19 protein-coding genes are annotated in these 24,952 nt (G+C 47.9%); 5 read left to right on the forward strand and 14 right to left on the reverse strand.

Going from position 1 to position 24,952, the window contains the following annotated elements:
- Positions 1 to 33: 33 nt before the first annotated feature.
- Positions 34 to 666, forward strand: a complete 633-nt coding sequence (locus NSQ73_RS24595; RefSeq protein ID WP_340989396.1) for a LysE family transporter — start codon at positions 34 to 36, stop codon at positions 664 to 666.
- Here the strand turns inward: NSQ73_RS24595 and NSQ73_RS24600 are convergent.
- Together NSQ73_RS24600 and NSQ73_RS24605 are read right to left on the reverse strand one after the other, a co-directional pair.
- Positions 663 to 2,069, reverse strand: coding sequence for an amino acid permease (locus tag NSQ73_RS24600; RefSeq protein WP_340988528.1), 1,407 nt, complete (start codon positions 2,067 to 2,069; stop codon positions 663 to 665). The genes NSQ73_RS24595 and NSQ73_RS24600 overlap by 4 nt on opposite strands.
- A gap of 68 nt (positions 2,070 to 2,137) precedes the next feature.
- A complete protein-coding gene (locus NSQ73_RS24605) occupies positions 2,138 to 2,590 on the reverse strand; it encodes a MarR family winged helix-turn-helix transcriptional regulator (RefSeq protein ID WP_042134644.1) in 453 nt (150 codons plus the stop codon).
- A gap of 112 nt (positions 2,591 to 2,702) precedes the next feature.
- On the opposite strand from NSQ73_RS24605, the gene NSQ73_RS24610 reads away from it, so the two are divergent.
- Positions 2,703 to 3,344 carry a YczE/YyaS/YitT family protein gene (locus NSQ73_RS24610; RefSeq protein WP_340988529.1) on the forward strand — a complete coding sequence of 214 codons (642 nt, stop codon included), beginning with the start codon at positions 2,703 to 2,705 and terminating at the stop codon, positions 3,342 to 3,344.
- A gap of 1 nt (position 3,345) precedes the next feature.
- A complete protein-coding gene (locus NSQ73_RS24615; protein WP_340988530.1) occupies positions 3,346 to 3,801 on the forward strand; it encodes a GNAT family N-acetyltransferase in 456 nt (151 codons plus the stop codon).
- A gap of 260 nt (positions 3,802 to 4,061) precedes the next feature.
- On the opposite strand, the gene NSQ73_RS24620 is transcribed toward NSQ73_RS24615, so the two are convergent.
- The 8 genes from NSQ73_RS24620 to NSQ73_RS24655 form a co-directional block, all read right to left on the reverse strand.
- Positions 4,062 to 5,693 (reverse strand): ABC transporter substrate-binding protein, encoded by a 1,632-nt coding sequence (locus tag NSQ73_RS24620; protein WP_340947458.1) that lies wholly within the window; start codon positions 5,691 to 5,693, stop codon positions 4,062 to 4,064.
- 59 nt (positions 5,694 to 5,752) lie between these two features.
- Positions 5,753 to 6,652 carry a carbohydrate ABC transporter permease gene (locus tag NSQ73_RS24625; protein WP_042134639.1) on the reverse strand — a complete coding sequence of 300 codons (900 nt, stop codon included), beginning with the start codon at positions 6,650 to 6,652 and terminating at the stop codon, positions 5,753 to 5,755.
- Positions 6,653 to 6,666: 14 nt separating this feature from the next.
- Positions 6,667 to 7,623 carry an ABC transporter permease gene (locus NSQ73_RS24630; RefSeq protein ID WP_042134638.1) on the reverse strand — a complete coding sequence of 319 codons (957 nt, stop codon included), beginning with the start codon at positions 7,621 to 7,623 and terminating at the stop codon, positions 6,667 to 6,669.
- 230 nt (positions 7,624 to 7,853) lie between these two features.
- Positions 7,854 to 10,121 (reverse strand): helix-turn-helix domain-containing protein, encoded by a 2,268-nt coding sequence (locus tag NSQ73_RS24635; RefSeq protein ID WP_076242483.1) that lies wholly within the window; start codon positions 10,119 to 10,121, stop codon positions 7,854 to 7,856.
- A gap of 211 nt (positions 10,122 to 10,332) precedes the next feature.
- Positions 10,333 to 10,824 (reverse strand): hypothetical protein, encoded by a 492-nt coding sequence (locus NSQ73_RS24640; RefSeq protein WP_231575306.1) that lies wholly within the window; start codon positions 10,822 to 10,824, stop codon positions 10,333 to 10,335.
- Positions 10,808 to 11,353, reverse strand: a complete 546-nt coding sequence (locus NSQ73_RS24645; protein WP_340988531.1) for a PadR family transcriptional regulator — start codon at positions 11,351 to 11,353, stop codon at positions 10,808 to 10,810. The genes NSQ73_RS24640 and NSQ73_RS24645 overlap by 17 nt, the downstream gene beginning before the upstream one ends.
- Positions 11,354 to 11,583: 230 nt before the next feature.
- On the reverse strand, positions 11,584 to 15,645 hold the full coding sequence (locus NSQ73_RS24650; protein ID WP_340988532.1) for an S-layer homology domain-containing protein: 4,062 nt from the start codon (positions 15,643 to 15,645) through the stop codon (positions 11,584 to 11,586).
- A gap of 253 nt (positions 15,646 to 15,898) precedes the next feature.
- Positions 15,899 to 16,948 carry an NAD(P)-dependent alcohol dehydrogenase gene (locus tag NSQ73_RS24655; RefSeq protein WP_340988533.1) on the reverse strand — a complete coding sequence of 350 codons (1,050 nt, stop codon included), beginning with the start codon at positions 16,946 to 16,948 and terminating at the stop codon, positions 15,899 to 15,901.
- Positions 16,949 to 17,068: 120 nt separating this feature from the next.
- Between NSQ73_RS24655 and NSQ73_RS24660 the strand changes: the two genes are divergently transcribed.
- Together NSQ73_RS24660 and NSQ73_RS24665 are read left to right on the forward strand one after the other, a co-directional pair.
- Positions 17,069 to 17,476, forward strand: a complete 408-nt coding sequence (locus NSQ73_RS24660; protein WP_340988534.1) for a MerR family transcriptional regulator — start codon at positions 17,069 to 17,071, stop codon at positions 17,474 to 17,476.
- Between the two features lie 129 nt (positions 17,477 to 17,605).
- Complete coding sequence (locus NSQ73_RS24665; RefSeq protein ID WP_340988535.1) at positions 17,606 to 17,809, forward strand: hypothetical protein; 204 nt, start codon at positions 17,606 to 17,608, stop codon at positions 17,807 to 17,809.
- A 65-nt stretch (positions 17,810 to 17,874) separates the two neighbouring features.
- Here the strand turns inward: NSQ73_RS24665 and NSQ73_RS24670 are convergent, their stop codons facing one another.
- From NSQ73_RS24670 to NSQ73_RS24685, 4 genes are all read right to left on the reverse strand, one after another.
- Positions 17,875 to 18,540 carry a YczE/YyaS/YitT family protein gene (locus tag NSQ73_RS24670; RefSeq protein ID WP_340988536.1) on the reverse strand — a complete coding sequence of 222 codons (666 nt, stop codon included), beginning with the start codon at positions 18,538 to 18,540 and terminating at the stop codon, positions 17,875 to 17,877.
- 5 nt (positions 18,541 to 18,545) lie between these two features.
- On the reverse strand, positions 18,546 to 21,200 hold the full coding sequence (locus NSQ73_RS24675) for a glycoside hydrolase family 28 protein (protein WP_340988537.1): 2,655 nt from the start codon (positions 21,198 to 21,200) through the stop codon (positions 18,546 to 18,548).
- Positions 21,201 to 21,363: 163 nt separating this feature from the next.
- A complete protein-coding gene (locus tag NSQ73_RS24680; protein ID WP_340988538.1) occupies positions 21,364 to 21,735 on the reverse strand; it encodes a LytR/AlgR family response regulator transcription factor in 372 nt (123 codons plus the stop codon).
- Positions 21,736 to 21,760: 25 nt separating this feature from the next.
- The gene (locus tag NSQ73_RS24685; protein WP_340988539.1) at positions 21,761 to 24,844 is read right to left on the reverse strand and encodes an ATP-binding protein; all 3,084 of its coding nucleotides are present in this window, start codon (positions 24,842 to 24,844) and stop codon (positions 21,761 to 21,763) included.
- Positions 24,845 to 24,952 lie beyond the last annotated feature (108 nt).

The raw sequence follows: 24,952 nt of genomic DNA on the forward strand, positions 1-24,952 counted from the left end.
GAATATGCTATCTGTATAAAGGGGGAGGACAACATTAACGTATTTATAGGTTATATCTTTCTGGGATTATCTCTTTCCGCACCATTGGGGCCCATTAATGCTGCACAGCTGGACAAGGGACTCCGCGGAGGATTCATGCATGCCTGGGCTGTTGGCCTGGGGGCGGTCAGCGCAGATATTATCTATATGCTGCTTGTCTATTTCGGCCTAATTCACCTGCTGGACGATCCGTTTGTGAAAGTGTTCTTGTGGCTGTTCGGGTTCTTTGTCCTCGTGTATACAGGGGTGGACAGCATCAAGAATACAGGAGACATTTCAGTGGCCGGCCTAAGGGGAAGCGATGCCTCACTGTCCAGGTCTTATGTGTCGGGATTTCTGATGTCCTTATTCAATCCCCTGTCCATCCTGTTCTGGCTGGGGATATACGGCTCGATATTGGCTGAGGCTGCCAGTAATTATCCGATGCAGCAGCTGCTGATCTACAGCGGGGCAATCGTCCTCGGGATTCTGCTCTGGGACGTAACCATGGCGGCCGCCTCCAGTCTATTCCGTAAGTTTCTGACGGTCAGGGTATTACAGGTGATCTCCGTACTGTCCGGCCTGTCGCTGATTGGCTTTGGTTTTTATTTTGGTGTACAGGCTGCACGGCTGCTCTTTTTTCATTAAACCTTGTTTTTGCGCAGCCTTATCCCTGTGATCCGGAACTCAGGACCGCCCTGCAGGGAATGGGATTCATGGGTACCGCCTTTTTTGCCGCGATAGTGTTGAACAATCCAGTCACTCAGCGCAATCAGTGAAACAATCAGCAGACTGATGTAGAAGCCCGGACGGCTGAGCGCATGAAACAGTGTCCCTGCTACAGCAGCCGCAATCAGCACCAGGCCCGTCCAGCGTTTCACTCCGCTGAGAAGACTGGGCTTAAGCAGCCGGCCGGCTGAGAGTAAGATAAAGGACCAGTTATACAGGATCATGAGGCCCGCAGCCGTGGTAATGTATTCATATACTTTTCCCGGCAGCCACAAGGACATCATGATAGCACCTATTAGACCGGCAGCAATCAGACATAGTGCGTAGAACGGATATTTATCCTTCCATTTCTTCGAGAATAACTTGGGCGCATCGCCTTCCTGCGCAAGAGTGATCATCATTGAGGTGATGGCATACAGCGAGGCTGTCATCGTGGAGAATCCGGCAATGATCAGCACCCCGTTAAACAAATGCGGCACAAAGGCCAGATGATCGCTGCTCAGTGCGAGAACAAAAGGACTTTCCTTCGGGTTGAAGGCGCTTAACGGCACCATGATCACCGCAAGTCCGATCGACAGGACATACACCCCAGCCAGTCCGAGCAGCATGACCTTCCCCGCCTTTGGAGCCTCCTCAGGTTTCTTGAGCCTGTAGGACATAATCCCCAGCACCTCAATGCCGCCGTAAGCATAAAAAGCAAAAATAAAGGCCGACCATAGTCCGATACCTCCTGACGGAAACAATGCCTTAACCCCGAGCGGAACCTTTGGTGTGAACTTCCCCCCGCCGATCCAGCCTGCCAGAAGCGCAGCAGCAATCACAAGAAACATCAGGATCGCCGCCACTTTGATGACAGCCAGTATATTTTCAACCCGGTCAAATCCCTTATTCCCGAAAAACACAATCAACAGGCTCACTGCGGCAAACCCGGCAGCAAAAACCCACATCGGTACGGCCGGAAACCAAAAACGCGAGAAGATGGATAACGCTGTAAGTTGGCTTCCCATAATCAGCAGCTCCGAGAACCAATATACCCAGCCGCTTCCGAACCCTGCCCAGCTTCCGAATGCTTTCTTGGCATAGGACCGGAAGGAGCCCTGCTCCGGATGTTCTGCCGTCATCCTTGCCAGCGCATCAAATACAACATAGGTTCCGCCAGCCGCCAAAATGTAGACCAGCAGCACAGCAGGACCGCCTATGGAGATGGCCAGTCCCGAGCCCAAAAAGTATCCGGTTCCTATAGTACCTGCTATGCCCAATAAACTGAGCTGCCACCATTTAAGCTTCTTGTCATCTTCGGTTTTACTGGAGGTTTGCTTCATGAATTCCGTCCTCATCCTGATTCGAATTTGAGAGTTCTCATCTCTACAATTCCCCTCGGGCGGACTAATTAGTACTCTCTTTTATTTCCCTTCTTCACATACTCCCATTCAACCTCGATATTTTTCCGGACTCTCTGCAGAAGCTGAAATAATAGTTCTGATTCTTGTCCGGAGAACCCGGCTAAGGCAACCCTGTCCGTATGATCCCCTTCTCTTTTCAGAAAAGAATAAGCCTGATCACCCTTTTCAGTTGTAAACAGCCTGTTGATTTTTTTGTTTGTTTCATCATCCTTCTTCTCAATGAAGCCTTGGACTTCAAGCTTCTGCACTGCACGTGCGGCAGTTGTCCGGTCTACCTTGATCATTTCGGACAGCTTCTCCTGAATAATTCCCGGATTCTCATAGATGCGGACGAGATATAAATATTGCCCCTTAGTCAGATCTAATTCCTTGAACTCTATATTACTTATAGAATCCAGTGCCCTCGCAATCATTCCAACCTCACGCAGTATCTCTTTCACTTGATCACCTGCCCGTCCAATAATGTTGTATTTACAACAATAATAAATCTATATATACTAATGAATATCGTTATTTCATTATGGCGTTTTTGGCACAAAAAACAAATATAGAATGGAGTGGGCAAGGATAAGGAAGTCCCGTTTACCTGCGTTTTTCATTTTCAGCTGCGGAATTCTCATCTTAACCCTGGGCGTCTCGCTTACCATCCTATCCGGCCTTGGAGCTTCACCTTTTGATGCACTCTTAGTCGGCCTGTCCAGGAATGTTGGCCTTACCGTAGGAAGCTGGGAAGTGCTGATCGCCATCCTCTTGATTGGCTACAACTCGTGGTTAACCCGGCAGAGGCCGGAAATATTAGGGCTGGTCACTGCATTTATCACAGGTATCGGCATCGACGGCTGGCTTTTCCTTTTACACCATCTGATCGAACCTCATCTGTGGGTCAGTAAAATTGCTTTTTATAGTCTGGGCTTAATCGCCATTGGATTAGGGACTTCGATTTATTTGTATTCAAAATACGCCCCGATTCCGGTAGACCGGCTGACATTAGTACTACAAACGGTAACCGGGCTTAATATACTTTTTACCCGAACCCTCATTTACCTGATTTTCTTAGTTGCCGCACTTATGTTCAAGGGGCCGATTGGTATCGGAACTCTGCTTACGATTGGTCTGGGCGGCTTCATTCTTAATTACTTTATGCCACTTACACAGAAGGCCCTGGATCGTCATCTTACACTCAGGAGTGAATAACATGGAGATTAGAATCGATAATTTGACTGGAACTGAAATCATAGCATTGATCAGCGAGCATTTACAGAGCATGTTTGAGCAATCCCCGCCGGAGAGTGTACATGCACTGGATTTGGACAAATTACGGTCACCGGAAATCACCTTCTGGAGTGCCTGGGAACACGGCGAATTGTTAGGTTGCGGGGCGCTTAAAGACCTTGGGGACCATCATGGTGAAATCAAATCCATGCGGACTTCTGGCAGGCACCTCAGAAAAGGCGTCGCCTCTGCAATGCTTGCCCACATCCTTAAGGAAGCTATACAGCAAGGCTATGTGCGGCTGAGTCTGGAAACCGGATCAACGGAAGGCTTCGAGGCGGCCCGCAAATTATACGAACGATTCGGGTTTGAGACCTGCAGCCCGTTTGCGGATTACATTGAAGATCCTTACAGTGTGTTTATGACGAAGGCATTGTGAAATTACAGACACGCTTCCCGCTTAAACAGCGGAGAGGACGGACTGACCCGCGGAAAAGCGAATGCGGTCGCCTTGGTCTCCGGATTTTCACCGCTAAGGGGAATGAAAAAAATCTGGAGAGCACAGCGATTGGAACAACGGTCCGTTCGCGGAGCGTCCACCCAAGTGCTCACGTTGATCCTACTCCAAAACAAAGAGCTGTCCCAAGCAGCCATTTCATGGCTTTTGGGACAGCCTCTTTTTGTCGTTATAACTTCAAATTAACGGAACTGGCCCGCATCGATGGCTGCCTGCTTCTCATCAAGGATTTCCTGATATCCTGCATCAAGGAAGCTCTTCTTGGCATCTGCATAGGCTGCATCGAATTCAGCTTCCGGAGCCAGAACGGTCTTCACATACAGATCCTGGAACAGCGAGTTCAGATCCGCTTTGTATTCATTAACCTTTTCGAGCACTACACTGAACATGGCATCAGGTGTACGGAATTCCGCAACCTCGTTGTAGTATTTCACCATATCCTCGGCGAGATATTCATAGCCGGCCGGTGACCAGTTACGCAGATTCGATTGGAGGGTCTTCTCTGCATCCGGATATTGCGCAATTTCAGTCACTAGTCCCCAGTAGTCTTTATTGTTGTTCGTGGAGAGGACCGATTCGCCTTTGTAATCCGGGTTCTTCACAGCAATGCCTTCAGCATCAAGTGTATAGTTCTCGCCTTCAATACCGTTCTGGAACTTGAACAGGTTCTCCGGCTGGCTCAGCCATTCGAGGTACATCCAGACGGCAGCGCGCTCTTCATCCGTAGTCTCATAGTTGATGCCCATGATGAAGCCGAACGGCCAGTAAGCGCGTCCTTGAGGCTTGTAACCTTCCGGCACCATTGCATTCGGAGGAATTACCGCAAATTCGGCATCCGGGTTGTTGGCCAGCGTAGCTGCGAAGACGTCTGCATTGTTGGTCAGATAGAATGCGTAGTTACCCGTTTTGCCGGCAACGAATTCAGATTTGATCTTGTTATCATCACTGCGCAGATAGAACTCTTTATCCACGAGACCGTTATTGTACTGATAGTTCAGATTGCGCAGGAAACGTTCGGTATCAGCGCTGGTGAAGTCAGCAACACTTACATCCGAATACAGGGCACGATATGCCTGATCCACCGGCCATTCACGGAAAGCATAGTTATAGCTGTAGAAGTCCTTAATCAGATTCCCCGCAGTCACACCAAGTCCGGCTTCTTTCCATTTCGCCAGCATCTCATTATACTTCTCCAGGGAAGTCAAATCCTCCACCTTCATGCCAACCTGCTCCACCCAGTCTTTACGGATGATACTGACGAAGTTATCGGCTTCAGGACGTGCAGCGAAGAAGAAGGTATTCTTATCGTCCACTTTACCGTATTGCTGAATCGTTTCACCCAGATTTGCCCAGTAAGTTGGAGCATAATTTTCTATTTCTGAATAGTCAAGCTCCTGCATCACATCTTCGCCGTAATAAGTAAGCGCTTGAGGCATATCGTAGTGGAAAATAATGTCCGGCGCCTTATGCGATGCGAGCAGCTGCTCGTAATCAGTTACTTCACTGCTGCGGGAGATAGGTACAAAGTTAACATCGATATTGTATTTGTCACCGAACTCCGCCTGAACCCAGCGGGTGTAATAGTTATCACTTACATTCCAGCCCTCGAAAGCGCGTTCATAGACCGGAATATCAATCGTAACCTTCTCTTTAAAGCCTTGTGAATAATCTGCAAAGCCCTCACTCTGGTTGCTGGAAGCTGCAGGCGTGTCCGTTCCGGCACTCTGTTTATTATTTCCGCCGGAGCATCCGGCAAGCATGCCGGCTGTCATGACAGATGCCATCATTAATGAAGCAAAACCTTTTTTGTTCATCGTAATTCCCCCATTTTTAATTTTCGGGTGCTATTTACTGCAGCTTGCGGAACATACGGCTACTCCTTAACGGCGCCTAGCATAACCCCTTGCACGAAGTATTTCTGAACGAAAGGATATACGCAGAGAATCGGCAGGGTAGCAAACACCACGACGGATGCTTTAAGCACTTCCGGGTTGCTGAGTGATACTGTGGTGGCTTCCAGCTGGAAGCTTTCACTCGCCTGAATGACCAGATAATACAGCTTCAGCTGTAGCGGCCGGAGCGAAGTCTCATGCTTGATGTAGAACAGTGCATCCTGGTAAGCATTCCAGCGTCCAACTGCGTAGAAGAGGGCAAGTGTCGCCATAATCGGCTTGGACAGCGGCAGGACAATGCTGAACAGAATCCGGAAATGACCGGCACCGTCGATGCGCGCCGATTCTTCCAGACTCACCGGAATCCCGTGCGTTAGCGATGTCTTCATAATCAGCAAATTGAAGGCACTGAATGACAAGGGCAGAATCAGTGACCAGATCGTATCCATCAGTCCCAGATTATTAATGTTCATGTAATCCGGGATGATCCCTCCACTAAAGTACATCGTGAACAGGAAAATGAAGGTGATGACCCGGCGGCCCTTGAACTGGGCTCTCGACAACGGATACGCAGCGCATATCGTCAGAATCATTCCCAGAATCGTGAACAGTACGGTTACAATTACCGAGATGTACAGGGAACGGAGGATGCTGGCATCCGCGAAGATTTTCTTATACGCTTCGATGGTGAAGCCCTGCGGCCACAAGAAGACCTTATTGGCAATGACGAAGGAGTCAGAGCTCAGGGATTTCGACACGACATGCAGGAACGGCAGCAGACAAATTAGTGAAACAACAATTAAGACGATGCGGATCAGCACATCCCAGATGTCCAAACGTCCTTTACTTAGTGAGGCCGAACGGACTGTTGATGCTCTCATGGTTTCCCTCCTTTCTATAATATTCCATCTTCACCGAGCTTTTTAGCGACGCGATCTGCCGTTATTACAAGAATAATTCCGATAACAGATTGGAATAATCCAAGCGCGGTCGCCCGGCTGAAATTACCGGATTCAATCCCCCAGCGGTATACCAGGACCGGTATGGTTGTTGTGTACTCTGTGGTAGCCTTGTTCTGCAGAGCGAAGATGCGCTCGAACGAGCCCTCCATTACTTTCCCCAGATTCATGATCAGCAGGGTTACGATGGTTGCACGGATAGAAGGTACCGTAATATTCCATACCTTTCTCCAGCGTCCTGCTCCATCGACCGTAGCCGCTTCATACATCTCCGGGTTGATCCCGCTCATCGCCGCCAGATAGATAATCGTGCCCCAGCCCATGCTCTGCCACACACCGATAGCCAGATAGCTGATCAGCCAGTTCGTGTCTTCCTGCAGGAACGGAACGCGGGTACCGCCCATCAGTTCAATCAGATTGTTAATCACACCGCCGCCTTCACTAAGAAGCTGATATGCGATGGCCCCGATAATGACCCAGGACAGGAAATGCGGCAGGTACAGCAGCGTCTGATTGATGCGTTTGAACCGGATACTTTTGACCTCATTCAGCAGCAGCGCCAGCAGAATCGGCATCGTGAAGCTGAAACACAGATCCAGAATATTCAGCAGCAGCGTATTACGGACGGCAGGAGCAAAGTCAGGCTTGGCGAAAATATCCTGGAAGATTTGGAGGCCCACCCATTCACTGCCCCAGAAGCCTTTTGCAATTTTGTAGTCTTTAAAAGCGATTACAAGTCCGGTCATCGGCAGATACTTGAATACGATTACAAAAGACAGTGGAATCAATACCAGGAAATAGAGCTGCCAGTCACGCTTTAAAAAATACCCGGGCCCCTGTTTCTTTCTTAATAGAGCATTTTGATTTGTCTTTGAAGCGTTTGCAACTTTCAAAGTCTCACCTCCTACATCATTTTATCTCTGTGCCAGTTGCATCCACCGGCCTGAGCTCTATGCTATCTCCATTAGCCGGTTTTGAATACGATGAGTAATGCTGCTGGCCATTAAAACTGACAACCACGCGGTTTATAAGGCCTCCGCAGCAGCAATATGATCAAATATGATAGGCTAAAACGTTTTCATTAAGAGTCATGAATGGAATAATTACGGCCAGAAGCAGGCCCTTAAGAGCTTTTGGTCTTGGCTGTTTTGTAGCTGCTCGGCGGCATGCCCTCGTATTTGCGGAAAAACCGGTTGAAGCTCTGTACATTAAAGTAGCCCACCTCTGCCGCAATCTGTTTGATCGTCAGGTCGGTATCCAGCAGCAATTCCTTGGCCTTCTCGATACGCAGCTGGTTCAGATAATCAATCATACTCTTGCCGGTTAAGTCATACACAATCTTGCGCATATAGGAATAGCTGATGCCAAAATCATGGCTCATATCCTTCAATACAATTTCTTCACGGTAATGATCCTGCAAATATTGAATGATCCGTTCCCCATGATTGGCTTCACGGGTACCCCGGTCCAGGTCCTGCACGATTTCTTGGAAGAACCCGTGCAAATATTCCTCAAGCTCATCCAGCGTATCCATCGATGCCAGAAGAGTGTAGATGTTGCCTTTCCCCATAATCATTCTTCCGGTACTGATATGATTCTCACGGAGATGCTTGATCGTCGCACCCAGCAGCTGGTGATAAATGAACATAATGTTATCGTAGGAAATATTCTCTGCTGAACCGATCTGGCAGCGGATGACCTGGAGCTCCTTAAGTATCCCGTTCAGATCGCCGGCATCCAGGAAGTTGAGAATCCGCCGCTCACTGCTCTCGGAATCCATATATTTACGGCTGTTCTCCTCTTCGTCCTGCCAGTACATCACGCTTCCGGCTCCCTTAATCATCCGCTGCTTAATCAATTCCATCGCCTCGAACAACCGCTGGGCTACCCTTTCGGGTGCATCTGCCAAGCCGCTTACCCCTATGGTGACAGAATGCCCCAACAGCTCTAGCGACTCCTCCCGGATTCTGTCCAGCGCCTGATGGATGCGGTCACAACTCTGCTCATCCCCGCCCGGAGCAAAGTTGATTACAATCACAATACATCCGTCACTATGATAGACAGAACGGGCCAGAACCCCCTCCGGGAACAGGCTCTCGTACTTCGCGTTCAGCAGGTATCCGTGGTAGCTGCGTGTCTCGAGATTCGTATTGCCAACGTACACTCTGTACTGGTCGATGGAGACCACAGCTATTCTGTAATACAGCTCAGGGAAGATCTCCGTAATCCGGGGCGGAATCTCTCCGCGCAACAGGCGGTGAACGGCGAAGCTGCGGGTGTCCTGTTCGCGCTCCTGCAGCAGCTGGAACAAGCCTTCCTCCTCCTCCTGCATCCGCTTAAACGCCACATTCAGAAAGGCAAGCTCATTCTTATTGACTACCTCCAGATTACTTTTCGAGCGTATCATCCGGACTAATTGCCGGAGTGGTCTGGACATCCAGGTAGCGAGAAAGACCGCCAGTACCGTTCCCAGCACAATAATAGCTCCGGTAAGCAAAATAATATTCCCCTGCATATCCCGTGATTTGGTCATCAGCTTATCCATCGAGCTCCAGCTTACATTCCACCATCCGGACAATGCCGAGCGGCTCCATGCGTAAACCATCCGGTTGCCGTCCAGCTCGCGGAATGTATAGCCCTCGCTTGAACCCTCATCCAGGATTTCCTGTAGGAAGGGCTGCTCAAAGCCGTCGGTGAGCAGCAGCGACTTGTCACTGTGTGATATTACTTTTCCGTCAGATCCAAGGAGCAGGGAATGGCCGTCCCCGGCCTCTGCCGTATTCAGATATTTGCCGATCTGACTCTCCCGCATATTGACGACAATCAATCCGTCCGTCGTGGAGGAGAGACGATTGAGAGGGTACACATAGGACACCACATGATCGCCCGTGCCCAGCACGCGGGGTACCCACACACCGCTGATTCCTCTCTGGCCTGCCAGAGCTTCGGATGTCCAGCCTACCTGCTCATACCGCTCCAGCTTCGTAACCGCATTGTCTGTAGAAATAACATAATCGGAGTTATTCAGATAAAAGTATGAGGAATAAACACCGTCTACACGGCGGTTCAGGTTCAGCAGTTCATTCATCACAGACAAGGCCTTGGTCACGTTAGTGTAGCTTGCGTTCACCTCGTCATACGTCTCGAAGCTGCGGATGCGTTCAAATACATTGGTTGCAGCCAGACGCGCCGTATCCTGGGCGAGATTGGCCAGTGCATTCTCATTTAACTTGCGGTTGGCATTGAGACCGGCAAGTGCAGATTCACCGATGGCTGTCTCTGAGTTTTCTATGATCTGTGCCCCGCTATACCACGTCAAGATCGCTGCCGGAATGGCCATGATACAGAATAGAATCAATGCCAGCTGTAGCATCATCGGTGTTTTTTTCATGGTGTGCCCCCTGTTCCTACGGTAAATTTATCTAAAATAAAGAAGCCCCGCATACACTGGGCTTCTCTGCTTATACCTTTAGATTGATGAAGAGTAGCTTACCTGCGTAAATACTGTTCTATGATAATACCATAAAATAGGGTTCTCGGTCTGGTCATTTGCTCATAGATTGTCGAACATTGTATGTGTACACATGTACTATCTCCCAAGCTCAGCGTGTACTGGCTTTGTTAAACTTCTTTTCAATATTTTCAGCAAATTTCACGCCCTCACCGGCCAAATGTTGTCTCATAAAGAACCCCCCAAGGCCGTTTATCCAAGCTGCCATAGCCAGCAACCGTGAGGGGAAGTCTGCACCAATCGTACAGCTGAATTCACAAGAGTTACGGTCAATAGGCGTAATCTTCATTTCCCATGGCACTCCGACAATGGCGGGTATCCACCGCATGATATAGGCTTCTGTCCGGTCAGAGTAGAACCGCAAATGATCCTCTGCATGCTCTTTTAACTGATAGTGCTGAACAATCATCTCATTCCCCATATTCTCCACATTAACCATATAGAACTCACCTTCTTCAAAATAACTGCCCATTGCCTTGTGGCCCTTAGAGAATGATTCATATTCACCTGGAGTCATCTCCGTCACCCATTTGTACAAATCCACCTTGTCCGCTGCAATCTGCAATTTAAATTTCTTCGTCATTCTCATTGTTATTCTCCTTCTTTCCTGTAATTTCACTAATGAGATCCTCATGCCAATTCATAATCATCTGATAATATTCTTTGCCAAACCTCAACGTCGCGTGTTCGTATACACCCATCTCTTGAATGTGCTTCTCTTCTATTAAAGTAAGCTTGTTGTATTCACTGGCGACAGTGGTGCGGAAGCTGGCAATCAGCCGGACAACCTCATGCTCGTCAAGATATTTATAGAAGAACAGCTTATTCAAATACTCATAATTGAACGGGGAAAAAGTACAGGGTGTCTGTAGCCATTCCATAAACTCACCCTTCCCCTTTTCCGTGATCCCATAGGCTTTCTTGAATCTGCCCTCCTCTACCCCTTCTTCAGCCTTGATCAGCTCCCCCTTCTCCATTTTCTTGAGCATAGGATAGATGCTGCCGAAGCTGGCATCAATAAAGTTGGAGGTGCTGCGCATCATCTTCTGCTTGATTTCATAGCCTGTCATATCCTTTTCACACAGAAACCCGAGTATTAAATATATAAGCATTCATTCCCTCCTTCCTCAGTACGACATATAGCGGGTTTATATATAATATATTGATATATATCGTTTCGATATATTGAATATATGACTTGTTGGCGGGTTTGTCAATAGCATTTGCTGTGCATACAAAAAAAGCCCCTTAAAGTTCCATCAGATAACTCAAAGAGTTTTCCAATATCACTATAAGAGGGGCTTTTAATACTGCAGTTGGTTCATCATTCCGTTATTTGGATTCAGTTGATAAATAAAGTGTTATCAAATAAATAATAAAGGTTTCCCTTATCATCATAGAAGATGTTGGTCGCACCAGCTAAATTAATGGATTTGACCTTTTGGAAGGTTGTAAGGTCATAGATTCCGTTTCTCCCCAGTGCCGTATTACTCGCTTCATCCACTGCATAAATTGGTTCCGGGAATGTCCCCTTAATTTCCTGCAAGTTATCCTTATTAAAAGCCTTGTTCTTCACAATGATCATTCCCAGACTTTCCACTAATAAGGCCGGCGCATCCATCGGTTCTCTGGTTAGGCCCGGATATTCCAGAATGGACTCATCAACCTTGATGATACTGCCATCTTCATTAATGGAGTAGGCGTACACATCTGAACCGGCATATCCGGCATCCCATCCATACTGACTCCAATAATAGAATTTGCTGTTATCACTGGTGAATACCATATCTCCGATACCATCATCAGTTATTATATTATCTCTGCTTAGCTGGAAAGTCGCTTCATCAAAAACCAACAGCGTTGGAGACCAGTCACCTAATACGATATACAGATGGCCTGACTTGTTATAAATATGGCGATCTGAGAAGTCCCGGGAATCCGGAGGATTCGGATACACCAAAGTCCGGGTGACTGAATAATCACTTAAGCTCACCTCAGTAACCAGATTATCAGCGTCCTTATTCACGATATACAATTTTGTTCCATCTTCTGATACAGTCAGCCCTGCCGGCTTATAAGGTAGAGATACTTTTTCAATAACGGTTTGGCTTGCAGTATCTACTACAATTAATTTTCTGAACGCTTGATCAATAGCATAAACCTTAGTGTCAGCAGAGTCGTATACAGCGTCTACAACCGTTCCGCCCAAATAAATCCCAGGTGTACCTACCGGCGGTACTTCCTCCGTAGTTGGTTTATCAGCAAATTCAAGAATCGTCTTACCTTCTAAGGTAGTCAATGCGAGCAATTGATTGTTTCCGTCAAAAATCCGCTGGCCGGCTCCATCTACTGGAATAGTCTCAACTTTGCTGAAATTACTGTAGTCATAAGAGTTGATTAGATGATCTTGAACAGTATAGAACCTGTCATGCTTCAAATCGAACACCATATCCTCATAATTCCCATCCAGTTTATACACAAAGTTCATATCACCAAATCTGTCATACGTGGTTGAGAATATAGTTCCTGCACCATTGAAAAGATACTTTCCGTCCGGCGATAAATGAATCTTCGTCGTCAGCGGGTAATCTCCGTGATAAGGAGAATCATAACTGCCTATGAATTCGCCATATTTGGCAGTAAATGTTCCAATATCTCTTGGAAACGAATTTGTATTAACGGTGTACAGCTTATTCATTGTCGGGTGCATAAGAATGTGAGTTGCATGACTAATGGTAGAAGATCCGATGGGTGTAAAAGAATCTCCAGAATAAGACCGGATTTTCGTCCACTGGCCTGAGCCGGATGAAATATACACGTAGCCTTCACGGTCCACTGCAATGCTATAAGGGTCCACATTGATATCGTAGATATGGCTTAAGCTGAGAGTTGCCGTATCCACAACAGCGACAGCACCTTTTTGCTGTTCATCAAAAATGTACGGAGAATGCTCCGCTTTCAACAGACCCACATACAATTTGCCATTGGCATACGCTATACTTTCGGGAGGCAATTCAAACGGAATAACAGTTGTCTCCCGGGTCTCATAGTTAATGGCAACTAGTTTCTTATTTTGTTTGTCTGTTGCATATATAATTGGTTTGCTCGGGTCTTGAACGCTATCAGTAACATTGAAATCTAATTGCATATGCTCATTCATAAACGTTGTAGCTGAAACGGAACTGCTGAGTGCCGATGCAGTATCATTTGCCATTGCCATTACTTTATAGTAAACCGTTGTGTTCGGTGCATACCCGCTATCTGTATAAGAGGTTCCGGTTACCTGAACATTGGCTCGTGAGTTATCCCTAATAGGACTATAAGTTCCATCTACTGAACTGCTTGTGAAAATATGGTAGTACTCAGCTCCAGACACTGCATCCCACTTAATTTTGATATCTGTTTTGGAGGAAGCAGTTGCGGAAACAAGCGCCGGGGCCGGTAAACTATTCACAATCCCCTGATAAACCCATTTTTTGCCCAAACCATCCCATTTTGCTTTTATAACCAGATAATCCCCGTAGAATACTTTAATTACATCACCATCCACCAAAGGAGTGTTGTCCGCAGAAGCCTGAGCTGAATGCAGGACAATACCATTCTGATTTACTTGGAAGTGGACATCGAGCACCCCTGTGTAATAAACAGCAGGATAATAGGACCCATTCATAAGTGATTTGCTAATCAATAGAGTAGGTAAAAAGTCAACGTATTCATCATTGGAAATGGCAGCAATATATTCAGCCGGAGGGAGAGTGCCTCCCTTTACCGTATAGACCCCAACTTGTTCTGCCGTATTCTTGTAGGTTGTCTCATAACCTGTTTCAGCAGTATCATCAAACAACTCCCATTGCAGTTTACTATAGTTACCAGTTTCCTCAAACCTGGCATACAATTGATCTTCAACCAAGAACACTCCCAGCACTTCTGGAAGTTCAACGGGCTGCGGCTGAGGAGTAGGGCTCGAGCTTGTTCCGCCACCGCCACCGCCACCGCCGCTACCACCGCCACCGCCTACTGCTGGGGCAGCTGGCAGTTGTACGCTTGAGGCAAGCTGCTGTGCGGCAGCTTGCTCCGCGCCTACTTCTTTGCCGTTAATAACAACCGAAAAGCCTTTGGCCACAACATAATCCTTAATTTCCTGTTCGAATTTAGAACCACTGGCATTAATGAATGTCTTTGCAATCGTGCCTTTTCCCTTTACTAGGGCAGAAGCATTCAAGGTTAATTGTTTCAGCACACTGCTTTCAGCTAAATTCAACGTACTCGCCGCCGCCTCTTTGGCTACCTCGAGCGCACCAATCTCAGACTTCTCAAGAACATTAACTATTGAAGGTTTCTTTATTGCTATAGTTTTGAAGCTGCCGCTTAAATCAACAAATTCATCTGCCTTTGAAAGATCCAGTTCAATGGATTCAAAGCCGGATTCTTTATTGTTCCCCTCCAGCTTGGCTCCTGTTTTTACAATTGTTGTACCAATCCGGGTATTGCCTTGAGCTACTATGCGGACTCTCCCCGGCTGCCTATTCACAAGCATTTGGTTTAGTTGGGAGTCCAGCAGATGAATACTATCCTCCCCGCCGCCTGCTACAACTGTTCTTCCCGATACAGTCACCTGATCGAGGTTCACTTCACCAGCACCAATACCCGCTGTTAACAGTAAATCCCCTTCAATTTTGGTATTCTTCAAGGTAACCCCTGGCGTGTTAATAGTTAAATTTCCCGATATTGTTGTTAATTCTGTTCCGCCAACGGTCCCTTTGTCCATAACAAGAGTACCCATTACTTTATCCAGTATGGCAACAGCCTCTGCCCTCGTAATCGTCTGGAGAGGTCTTAATGTGCCATCCGGGTAACCATTTATGTATCCTTTACTCACAATTTCATTCAAATAGGTTTTGCTCCATGCCGGTACTACGCCGTAATCATTAAACGCCTTTATTGCTGAATCATCATTAGAACCCTTAAGCTGCAGCAGCATGTACAGCATTTTTGCGGCTTCCTGCCTGCTAATTGCTGCCTCAGGCCGGAATGTATTGTCTTCAAATCCGGAAATATACCCGGCTGACTTCGCTTTTCCAATTTCGGAATAATACCATTTATCTGAACTTACATCTTTAAAAGCTTCCTGCGACTCGTTCTTAAAACCAAACGCTTTATTGACAACCGAAGCAAACTCAGCCCTTGAAATGCTTGCATTCGGTTTGAACGTATGATCTACGTATCCCGAAATCAAACCCTTATCTAGCCATCTAGAAATTTGGCTGCTTGCCCAACTGCCATGAATATCAGTCATGTTGTCAGTTGACTGTGGTGCAGCAGCAAGTGCAATTCCATGACTTCCAAAAACTAAATTCACTAGAACGATCATCCCTAACACAACACTCAAAATTCTTTTCCTCATAATTCCCCCCTGTGATTCCGACAGACTAGATAATCTTAAATTAGGTCCATCGATCCAATAGAATCATATAATAAACAAATATCCAAGTCTATACAATAAACCCATAACTCTAGGTAAATATTATGACAGTTAGCATGAACGAATACGGCTGCTTAAACGTACAAAAAAAGCGGCCGCCCCCTTGCTAAGCAAGGATGCAGCCGCTATATTAACTGAAGCAGAAAAGATACATATTATTTAAACAATACGCCCCTTATTCCTTACCCATCGTGCTGATATCAATAACAAACCGGTAACGGACATCGGAGGCGAGTACACGTTCCCACGCTTCATCAATCTGGTCGGCAGAGATAACCTCGATCTCAGAGGCAATGTTATGTTCGGCGCAGAAATCAAGCATCTCCTGCGTCTCACGGATTCCGCCAATCATCGATCCGGCAAATGAACGGCGGTGGCCGATCAGCGAGAATACGTTAACGGCCAGCGGATCAGCAGGCGCACCGACATTGACCAAGGTACCATCCAGCGCCAGGAGCGATAGATAAGCATCGATATTAATCTGCGCGCTTACCGTATTTATGATCAGGTCGAACGAACCGGCAAGCTGCTTGAATGTCTCCGCATCGCTAGTCGCATAATAATGATCCGCACCTAGTTGCAAACCGTCTTCCTTCTTCTTCAGTGACTGTGACAGAACCGTAACCTCAGCCCCCATAGCATGAGCGATCTTCACAGCCATGTGTCCAAGTCCGCCAAGACCTACTACAGCTATATTTTTGCCTGGAGCGGCTCCCCAATGGCGAAGCGGTGAATAGGTTGTGATTCCGGCACATAACAGCGGGGCAGCAGCGTCAAGCGGAATAGCGTCTGGAATCCGGACCACGAAGTCCTCTGTCACCACAATATGGGTGGAATACCCGCCCTGTGTATAGTGACCGTACCGGTCGGTAGCTCCATAGGTACCCGTATTTCCATGCAGGCAATACTGCTCCTCGCCTTTATGGCAATTACTGCACTCTCCACAGGAGTCGACCATACAGCCCACCCCTACCCGGTCACCAACGGAATACTTTGTAACTCCGGAACCGACCTGGCTGACAATCCCGGCAATCTCATGGCCTGGAACGAGCGGATACTTGACTGGCCCCCACTCCCCGCGGGCGGTATGAATGTCCGAGTGGCAAATCCCGGCGAATTTAATCTCAATCAGAACATCCTGCGGCTGAAGCTCCCGGCGCTCAATGGTCGTTAGCTTGAACGGGCCTTCCTGGCTGAATGTAGCGCGTGCATTAACTTGTATCATGGTGTAACCTCTCTTCTTGTTCATAGTAGAATCCGTAAGGACGACTTTACAAACCATATGATATTACTTAAAGTTAACTCTAAGTCAAGCACAAAATACAATTGAGACTGGAGATTCGTGATGAAGACATACTCTATAACTGAGGCTGCAGAACATTTTAATATGACACCGCATACTCTGCGTTACTATGACAAGGAAGGTCTGATGCCCTTTATCGAAAGGACCTCCAGCGGAAGACGCGTGTTCAAGGAAGCGGATATGGAAGCTCTAAAAATAATTGAATGCCTGAAATCATCCGGGATGCCGATTAAGGAAATCAAACATTTCATTGAGTGGTGCTCTGAGGGAGATTCCACCCTGCGGCAGAGATATGACATGTTCCTGGAGCGGAAAGCCTCAGTTGAAGCACAGATGGAGGAGCTGAAGAAAACGATGGAAGTCATCGAACATAAATGCTCTTATTATAAGACTGCCTTAGACAGCGGTACGGAAGATATTCATAAAACCAAGAAGGTGACAAGCTTTTAACAGGAGGATGTGAATCGTGAAAAGCAGAATTTGGTGGTTCACCCGGCCGGGCGGCGGTTATCGTTACATAGAACGACTTTTATTGACGCATTCTATCACAGACGCTGCATACAAAAAGGAGATGGACAGATGAAGGACAATAAGGAAGCTCCGCTTGACGGGCGCAGCCCGGGCGTTCACCCTATACCTGAAGCCGATTCAAGCCTGAACGATGAAAAAGGGGCCGCTGGCAAGCTGGACGAAATTGTGGGTGCTCTGATGGGTGATGATCCGGAGGTGTCTGCTCCCGGTATTGCACCGGATCACAAGGATAAACGGGAACCCAAGGACTGAGTATACAACAAAAGGGTAGCCCGGCTTGCAATATTTTGCAGAGTCCGGGCTACCCTTGTTTAATGTTAACTCAGCGAAATAGAATCTTCATTTGCTGGCGGACCTTTTTTTGCCAGAAGCTTGTTCGTAAAACTCACATTAAAGAAATGAATGATCGGGCCAAGGCCCAGTGCGGACACCAGCGTCCCCAAACCGATGATGCCTCCGAACAGGAAGCAGATCAAAGCACAAAAAGCGTCTGTAAACATCCGGTGCCAGAAATAAGAGATTGCCGGAAACTTATTCCTCATAATCAGGGACAGGCTGTCATAGGGTGCTATTCCCACATCCGACGTCTGATACATGGATACCCCGAAGCTGCAGATCACCACGCCAATCGCCACTGTAACCACCCGCTGCCACAATAACTGGGGTTCACCGAGCAGCTCCAGCCAGGTACTATGAAAGAAGGTAGCGATGTAACCCAGCAAAATGGCGTTTACGAAAGTTCCGGCTCCAATATACTTCCGTCCGGTGAGAAATTCGATTACAAACAACACCAGGTTCAGTAAGATCAGAAAATTCGCATAGGCGAGCCCGCTGGAGTCTGCAAGTGCCATCACCATGCCGCTGAAGGGATCATTCCCCATTCCGGACAGCTTAAAAATGCTGATGCCCATCCCCAGAAACACATTGCCGATAAGCATAATGATCAATCGTTTGGGATCTACTGAATTCATATATCTCTTCATATAGTTCATCCTACAACCTTAATGCTGACATTCATCTTGACCGGGATTATCCCGTCATCAGCAATAAAAGTGGCAGTGTAAGGTTCATCACGAACCGCAGCAGCAGCAGGAGTCCAGCTAAACATACAAGCCTGGCCTGCTACAAAAGAGGAGGTGTCAAAAGTTGCCCCCTCAGGCAGATTGCCCGTTGTTACAGTCATCGGCTCAGCAACCCCCTGTACTGCCGGGTCCTTATCCGGGCTGGATTCGTTATAAATCCTGCCATCCGTCTCCCGGCTGGAAGTCTCCCAAGCAGGCTGTCTGGCTACAACAGCAAAGGATAGCGTCTCACCTGCCTTCACGCTCTGTGCCGGAACAACTGTGAAGAAAGGCCTGAATACCGTCTGCGGCAATGGATAATTTCCTGTCTCAACCGGATATGTGTATCCGTTAGCGGGAATCGCGACCGTTTCATGCGCATATAAGCGGTCCTTCGGCGTGCCCGGAGCAGGTGCCTCGACTGCTATCCTTTTGACGGACAGATTGCTGTCCATTGTCACATTCTCAACTGCAGTCTGCTGATACGGATAATCCTGCACATATTCGAGGCCTGCGGGCCGTTTGAAGCTGCTGCTTACCAGTACGACTTCTTCTACCCCCTCCGCATGGCGGGCATGGATATGCTCAAGAGTGCCACTTACAACATCATCGAGCACAATGGGATACCGGGTATCTTCCGTCATATAGCCCAGCTGAATCTCCTTCAGATACAGATTGTCCACATGTCTGGCATACAGACCGTAAGCCGGCAGGATCCCCCAGTTGCTGGGCTCAGGATATACCTCCGGCAGCTCTGGTACATTGAATGGCGCATCTTTCCACCCTTCTGATTGTGTATCCCATTCGACCCGGGGCAATAACCCTTCATTTTTCAGGAAAAAGGTGTTCACCAGCCACGGCAGCAACTGAATGCTGCGCTTCGGACTGCCGTACCGGGTATATTCCCAGTTCGTATTCAGCTGGCGCTGTTCCACCGCATGCTCCAGACTTAGACCACCGCGGTACTCCACTTGAATATTGGTGATCGAGACATTCTTAATCCGGTTGCCTACCAGCCCCATCAGTTCAATGGGATAGCGGGGGTCGACATTCTTAGCGGTAATATTGCGGATGATAATATCGTGAACATTGGCTATACGGCCGCTACCATTGGCATTGCCATACAGCTGCAGCTCGCTTTCGTGTAATTCCTTAGTGTAGTCAGGCACATACTTCTTCGAGTGCTCATCGTAGCGGACAGCAAACCATTTGCCGCCCTCTTCCTGATAGTTAGCAGGGTTCAACCGGCAAGGCTGCTCAGGGTCTACAACATTAAAAGCAGACACACCGTCCACAGAAACCTTGCGTGTTCTGTTATAGGCTGGCAGATAGCGCCTTGCCGGATACACCTGATACGGCTCCTTGGCCGGCAGCACCCAGTTAGGCTGGTCCAATCTTACATTTGGTGCTGCATCCCGTGCCGCTATCAACTCTTCCCCGGTGCTATTCCCCGTGACCGGGAAACGTCCCCGGTCTCCTATTTTGATGAAAATAGGCGAGCTGCTGATATCCTCCATCGTGGAGTCTTCAAAAATAATATGGCTTAAGTCCGCCCCGTCGACGGCCTCAAGGGCAAAACCTCTCGACCGGTTAAACGCTACACGGCGGACCGTGACACAATCATAACCACAGGTAGATTCCGTACCCAGCTTGACGCGGGCGGTAGGACCGCAGCGGTCTGTTGCAATCAGCTTGTCCTGTGTATACGTTCCCGCATATACGGAGCCTGTGTCGTAGCCGCTAACCACGCAGTCTTCAATCAATACATTGCGGAGCGGCATAAAGATTCCACCGCCATAGGAGGCCTTCAGCACAATAGCATCGTCGGTTAATGAATTGAAGGTGGAATGAACAATGGTCACATTCTCGCAGCAGTCCACATCAAACGCATCCCGGTTCGTATCCACAAGAATATGCCCGACATGCAGATTCTTCACACAGGTTGCTATAATGGCAAAATGGCCGCCGGCCAGGATAGAAAAGTCGCAGAATGCGACATTCTCGCACCGCACCATCGCAATCGCCTTATTGCCGAACCATTCACCGCGGTGACCGGGCTCGTCCCGGCGCAATGGCTCATGCGGGTCCCCGCCCATCAGAACCTGCTCCAGTTCTCCCTCATCATTCAAAGAACTTCCATCCAGCAGCCCGGGCCCATAAATCATCACATTCTGGATATCCGCGCCATAAATCAGGCTGTTGGCAAAGTACGTATGACCGTGATCCTGCAGACCAGCATATAAATTAACCTCAGGCTCTTCATAATTGCCGCCTTCTCCGTTCTGCTGCTCATAGGAATGACGGATATCCGTTCTTGCTGCGGAAAGCACGCTCCCAGCCGACAAGTACAGATTAACGCCGCTCCGCAGTCGAATCGTATATACTCTGAAGCTGCCTTCAGGAATAACCACTGTGCCGCCTTCTACAGATGCTGCCTGAATGGCGCGGTTAATTGCCTTGGTATTCTCCACAGGAGCATTCTCCGGATCCGCCCCATAATTGCGGATATCGAATGTATGCGTTTCCTTCATTAAATAGCCTCTGTCAAAAGGACACCCTGTTGCTTCCGTTACTTGAAACATAATAGCCTCCAATGGATTAGGAACAATCCGAACCGGATCATCCTGGCAGTTTTCTCTTATTATATCTTTTTACTGTTTGATCTGCAGTTTCATAATTTATAAACCTGAGTCCAAGTCAATTGATTTTCCTGCTGCGACTGATGGCGAATCAATTATTGCCTATTTAGTAATCTTTTGTAATATAATTGTTGAGCCGTTTGAGGGTACGTGCCAAAGCATCCTCGTCAACCGGCTTGAGCAGGTAATCGACAGCATTTACGCGGAAGGCCTCCAGTGCATATTGATCATAAGCCGTAATAAATACAATTTCCACGTGCTCGTCTAGCTCAATTAAGGAAGCGGCCAATTCCAGCCCGTTCATTCCGGGCATATCAATATCCAGAAAGACTGCATCAGGTCTTAGCCGGGTGAATTCATGCAGCAGCTCTGTATATTTGGTATATGCCCCAACCACTTCGACATCGTCACGGCACTCCAGGATTTGCACAAGCCGCTGGACCGCCAGCCGTTCATCGTCAACAATTGCAACTCTCATGAATGACCCTTCCCTCTTCTAAGGCTTACGCGTAATGCTGAATTTTGAACTGAAACCGAACGCTTGTCCATTCCCCTTCTTCACTGGATACCTGTAATGCTTCTCCATAGAAATGCTTCAGTCTCCGCTGAATATTTACGAGTCCAACTCCCCTTCTTTCGGAAGAAGCCCTTTCGCTTGTCCATAAGGCTTGGATTCCCGTCTCACTGATACCGCCCCCGTTATCCCACACCTCCACATAAACCGTATCCTTGTCCAGGGAGATGGAGATTCTGACCGTTCCTCCCTCCATTTTCTTCGTTACCCCATGCCGGATAGCGTTCTCTACCAAAGGCTGTATCGTCAGCGGCAAAATCTTTCGCTTCAGTACCTGCGGGTCCACATCATATACAACCGTAAGCCTCTCCTCAAACCGGGCTTCCTCAATTTGCACGTAAGCATCGACCAGCTGTAATTCGTCCTCGATCCGGACAAAGCTGTCAGGCTTCGGGTCAAAGCTTCTTCTTAAGTAATAGCTTAAATGCATAATCAGCTTCTCCGCACGCGCGCCGTCTGTCCGGCATAAGGCAATAATCGAGTTCAAGGAATTGAACAAGAAATGCGGTTTAATCTGCGACTGGAGAAAATCCACCTCTGCCTTCAAGGCTTCTTCCACTGACTTCTTAAGCTTCAGGAGCGTTTCCGTCCTGGCCCTGACCTCTGCAGCATCAAACGGCTTGATGATATAATCATTCGCCCCTGCCTTGAAGCCGGCAGCAATATCGCTATTGCCGTAACGCGCCGTCAGCAATACAACAGGCAGCTCAAATAGGGAATATTGCTCGCGGATCTCTCTGCAGACTTCAACCCCCGACATTTTGGGCATCATTACATCGAGCAGAACCAGGTCGATATCAGAGCGTTTCTTCAGCATTTCCAAGGCCTCCAGCCCGTTGGTCGCCCAGATAACCTGATAAGGCTCATTGGCAAAAACCCGGGACAGGACCTGGAGATTGGATGGTTCATCGTCAACGGCCAGCAGCGTGAAGGTACTCTTGCTCCGGCCTGGTAATTCCGCTATGCCCCATTCTTCGCTTATGGAGACAGATTCCTTGGCTGCTTCGTAATCCGGGAGTGAATTCCGGGCTGCTTCGGCAACCGGAAGTGTAAAAGCGATGCCCGTCCCCTGCTCCGGTTCTGACCATTCTACCTTGATGGTACCGCCCATTAAATGCAGCAGCTTCCTGCAGATAAACAACCCCAGTCCTGTTCCCCCGTACTCCTCAGGAGAGTGTGCTTGCTCAAAGGGCTGGAATATATCCTCCCAGTCAGATAAGCTCATCCCCACTCCGGTATCCTCCACCACAACTTTGACCTGACCCTCTATCACCTGAGCATGAATCGAAATCATACCCTCTTGAGTAAATTTCACCGCATTGCCGACCAGATTATGGAGAATTTGCCTGAGCCGGTCCTCATCCGCATAGACGAGGGGCAGATGCTCCGGTACGGCATTGACAAACCTGATTTTTTTACCAGTAATCAAACCCTGGAATAAATCGAACACGAGGGAGACAGACACACGGACATCCACACCGGTTAGTTGAACCTTTAGCTCGTTGCGTTTGATTTTCTCCAGATCCAGAATGTCATGAACCAGTCCCGAGAGCCTTCTGGAGGTATCTCTGATCAGGGACAGATTCTGGATATGACTTGCGCTGAGTTCTCCGGCTTCTGCTTCTGCTCCGGCTCCTGCCTCCAGCATGGATTGGGATAAATTAATAATTCCATGAAGCGGAGTCTGGAATTCGTGAGAAGTATGCAGCAGGAACTCGTCTTTCTGCTTATCCGCCTGCTGCAGCATTACAGCCATTCCTTCTATCGTCTTATACGCTTCCGAATACCGGTAAGACAGGAGGAAGGAGGCCAGAAAACAAAAAATCAGTATGGAGCAGTATCCTATGGTGTAAGTGGGCGTCAGGCTGCTCAGATACAACCCGTAATCAAACAACCCTATTACATATCCGCCTAAGGCCAATATAAAGAGGAGCAGTGTCCGTTTGCTGAATTCTCCATACCTGCCCTTCAGGTATGAATGAAGCATCAATCCCAGAATGATGACATAGATGAATAGTTGCAGATAGCTGAATACCGCATTGAAACGCGAATACCATTGAAACGGAGTGAGCAGCACAAAGCCGATGTACAATGCCGTCACACCGACAACACTATTAATTAACCACTCAGGAATCATGCTTTTACACATAGTCTTAATAAACATGACCATCGTGATCAGGGAGAGATACAGCGATACGGCTTGAATCTTATAATAAATCTCATGCGGCAGATTCACATACTCAACCAGAATCCGGTCACCGTTGCTGGCAAAAGACCAGGCGATAATAATGCAGCTGAGTCCGAAATAAAGAAGTCCTCTTTCCTCTCTCCGTATAATAAACACACTAAGCTGATAACACCCGAGCATAAGGAGAGATACAATCAGAATTAAATTGAGAATGGTGGTATGGGTATTCAGCTTAAGAATTCCCCCGGCGCTCCCGAAATAAAGGCTATAAGGAATCCCGCCCTGCGAATTCTCATAATTCGCTGCATGGATAATGATCTCCGCCGTATCTCCCTGTACCGTAAAAAAGGCATTGTACGGTTTATTCTCATACCTATACAGGCTTTCGGATTCCGCGGGCTTACCGCTGCCGGCAACCCTGTCCCCGTTCACGTAGATCTCGCTGGCCATGCGGATGTTGGATATTCTAAGCCCATACATCGTTGCCGAAGGCTCAAGCTTAACCTTCAGACGGTAGGTAACGGCTCCTTGGCTGTTTAGACCCCCGTCTTCATTCGCATGCTTCCAAAAACCGGGTACCTGCATATATCCAGGAGAAACAGAAGGTGCTCCCCCCGGCCTGAGCAGCTGATCCCAATAAAATTCCCATTGCCCATCCAGCGAAACGACCTGCTCTCCCTGAAAATCCCATACGCTCAAATCCAGTACACCATGCCGGGCGGGAGAGGGGTTCTGGGCTTTATGATCTGAGGCTTTCACTAGGCTGAATAATATAGCAAAACATCCGAGGCCCACTATAATCAGGCCCATCAGCATTTTTCTCATCTTGAGGATCTACTCCGTTTCTCAGCCTTATCTTTATTCATTTCAATACAGCTTTAGTTCCATCATATCATCTGTACCATTTAGCGGCATGTCCTTTTCTTGTGCATG

Source organism: Paenibacillus sp. FSL R10-2736 (assembly GCF_038000245.1).
In the GTDB taxonomy this organism is placed as follows: domain Bacteria; phylum Bacillota; class Bacilli; order Paenibacillales; family Paenibacillaceae; genus Paenibacillus_AQ; species Paenibacillus_AQ phytohabitans.

Bases quoted from the DNA above. Each gene is read 5' to 3' on its own strand.
- NSQ73_RS24600 (WP_340988528.1), bottom strand. From the start codon at position 2,069: ATGAAGCAAACCTCCAGTAAAACCGAAGATGACAAGAAGCTTAAATGG.
- NSQ73_RS24610 (WP_340988529.1), top strand. From the start codon at position 2,703: ATGGAGTGGGCAAGGATAAGGAAGTCCCGTTTACCTGCGTTTTTCATT.
- NSQ73_RS24615 (WP_340988530.1), top strand. From the start codon at position 3,346: ATGGAGATTAGAATCGATAATTTGACTGGAACTGAAATCATAGCATTG.
- NSQ73_RS24620 (WP_340947458.1), bottom strand. From the start codon at position 5,693: ATGAACAAAAAAGGTTTTGCTTCATTAATGATGGCATCTGTCATGACA.
- NSQ73_RS24625 (WP_042134639.1), bottom strand. From the start codon at position 6,652: ATGAGAGCATCAACAGTCCGTTCGGCCTCACTAAGTAAAGGACGTTTG.
- NSQ73_RS24635 (WP_076242483.1), bottom strand. From the start codon at position 10,121: ATGAAAAAAACACCGATGATGCTACAGCTGGCATTGATTCTATTCTGT.
- NSQ73_RS24640 (WP_231575306.1), bottom strand. From the start codon at position 10,824: ATGACGAAGAAATTTAAATTGCAGATTGCAGCGGACAAGGTGGATTTG.
- NSQ73_RS24645 (WP_340988531.1), bottom strand. From the start codon at position 11,353: ATGCTTATATATTTAATACTCGGGTTTCTGTGTGAAAAGGATATGACA.
- NSQ73_RS24650 (WP_340988532.1), bottom strand. From the start codon at position 15,645: ATGAGGAAAAGAATTTTGAGTGTTGTGTTAGGGATGATCGTTCTAGTG.
- NSQ73_RS24655 (WP_340988533.1), bottom strand. From the start codon at position 16,948: ATGATACAAGTTAATGCACGCGCTACATTCAGCCAGGAAGGCCCGTTC.
- NSQ73_RS24660 (WP_340988534.1), top strand. From the start codon at position 17,069: ATGAAGACATACTCTATAACTGAGGCTGCAGAACATTTTAATATGACA.
- NSQ73_RS24665 (WP_340988535.1), top strand. From the start codon at position 17,606: ATGAAGGACAATAAGGAAGCTCCGCTTGACGGGCGCAGCCCGGGCGTT.
- NSQ73_RS24670 (WP_340988536.1), bottom strand. From the start codon at position 18,540: ATGAAGAGATATATGAATTCAGTAGATCCCAAACGATTGATCATTATG.
- NSQ73_RS24675 (WP_340988537.1), bottom strand. From the start codon at position 21,200: ATGTTTCAAGTAACGGAAGCAACAGGGTGTCCTTTTGACAGAGGCTAT.
- NSQ73_RS24680 (WP_340988538.1), bottom strand. From the start codon at position 21,735: ATGAGAGTTGCAATTGTTGACGATGAACGGCTGGCGGTCCAGCGGCTT.
- NSQ73_RS24685 (WP_340988539.1), bottom strand. From the start codon at position 24,844: ATGAGAAAAATGCTGATGGGCCTGATTATAGTGGGCCTCGGATGTTTT.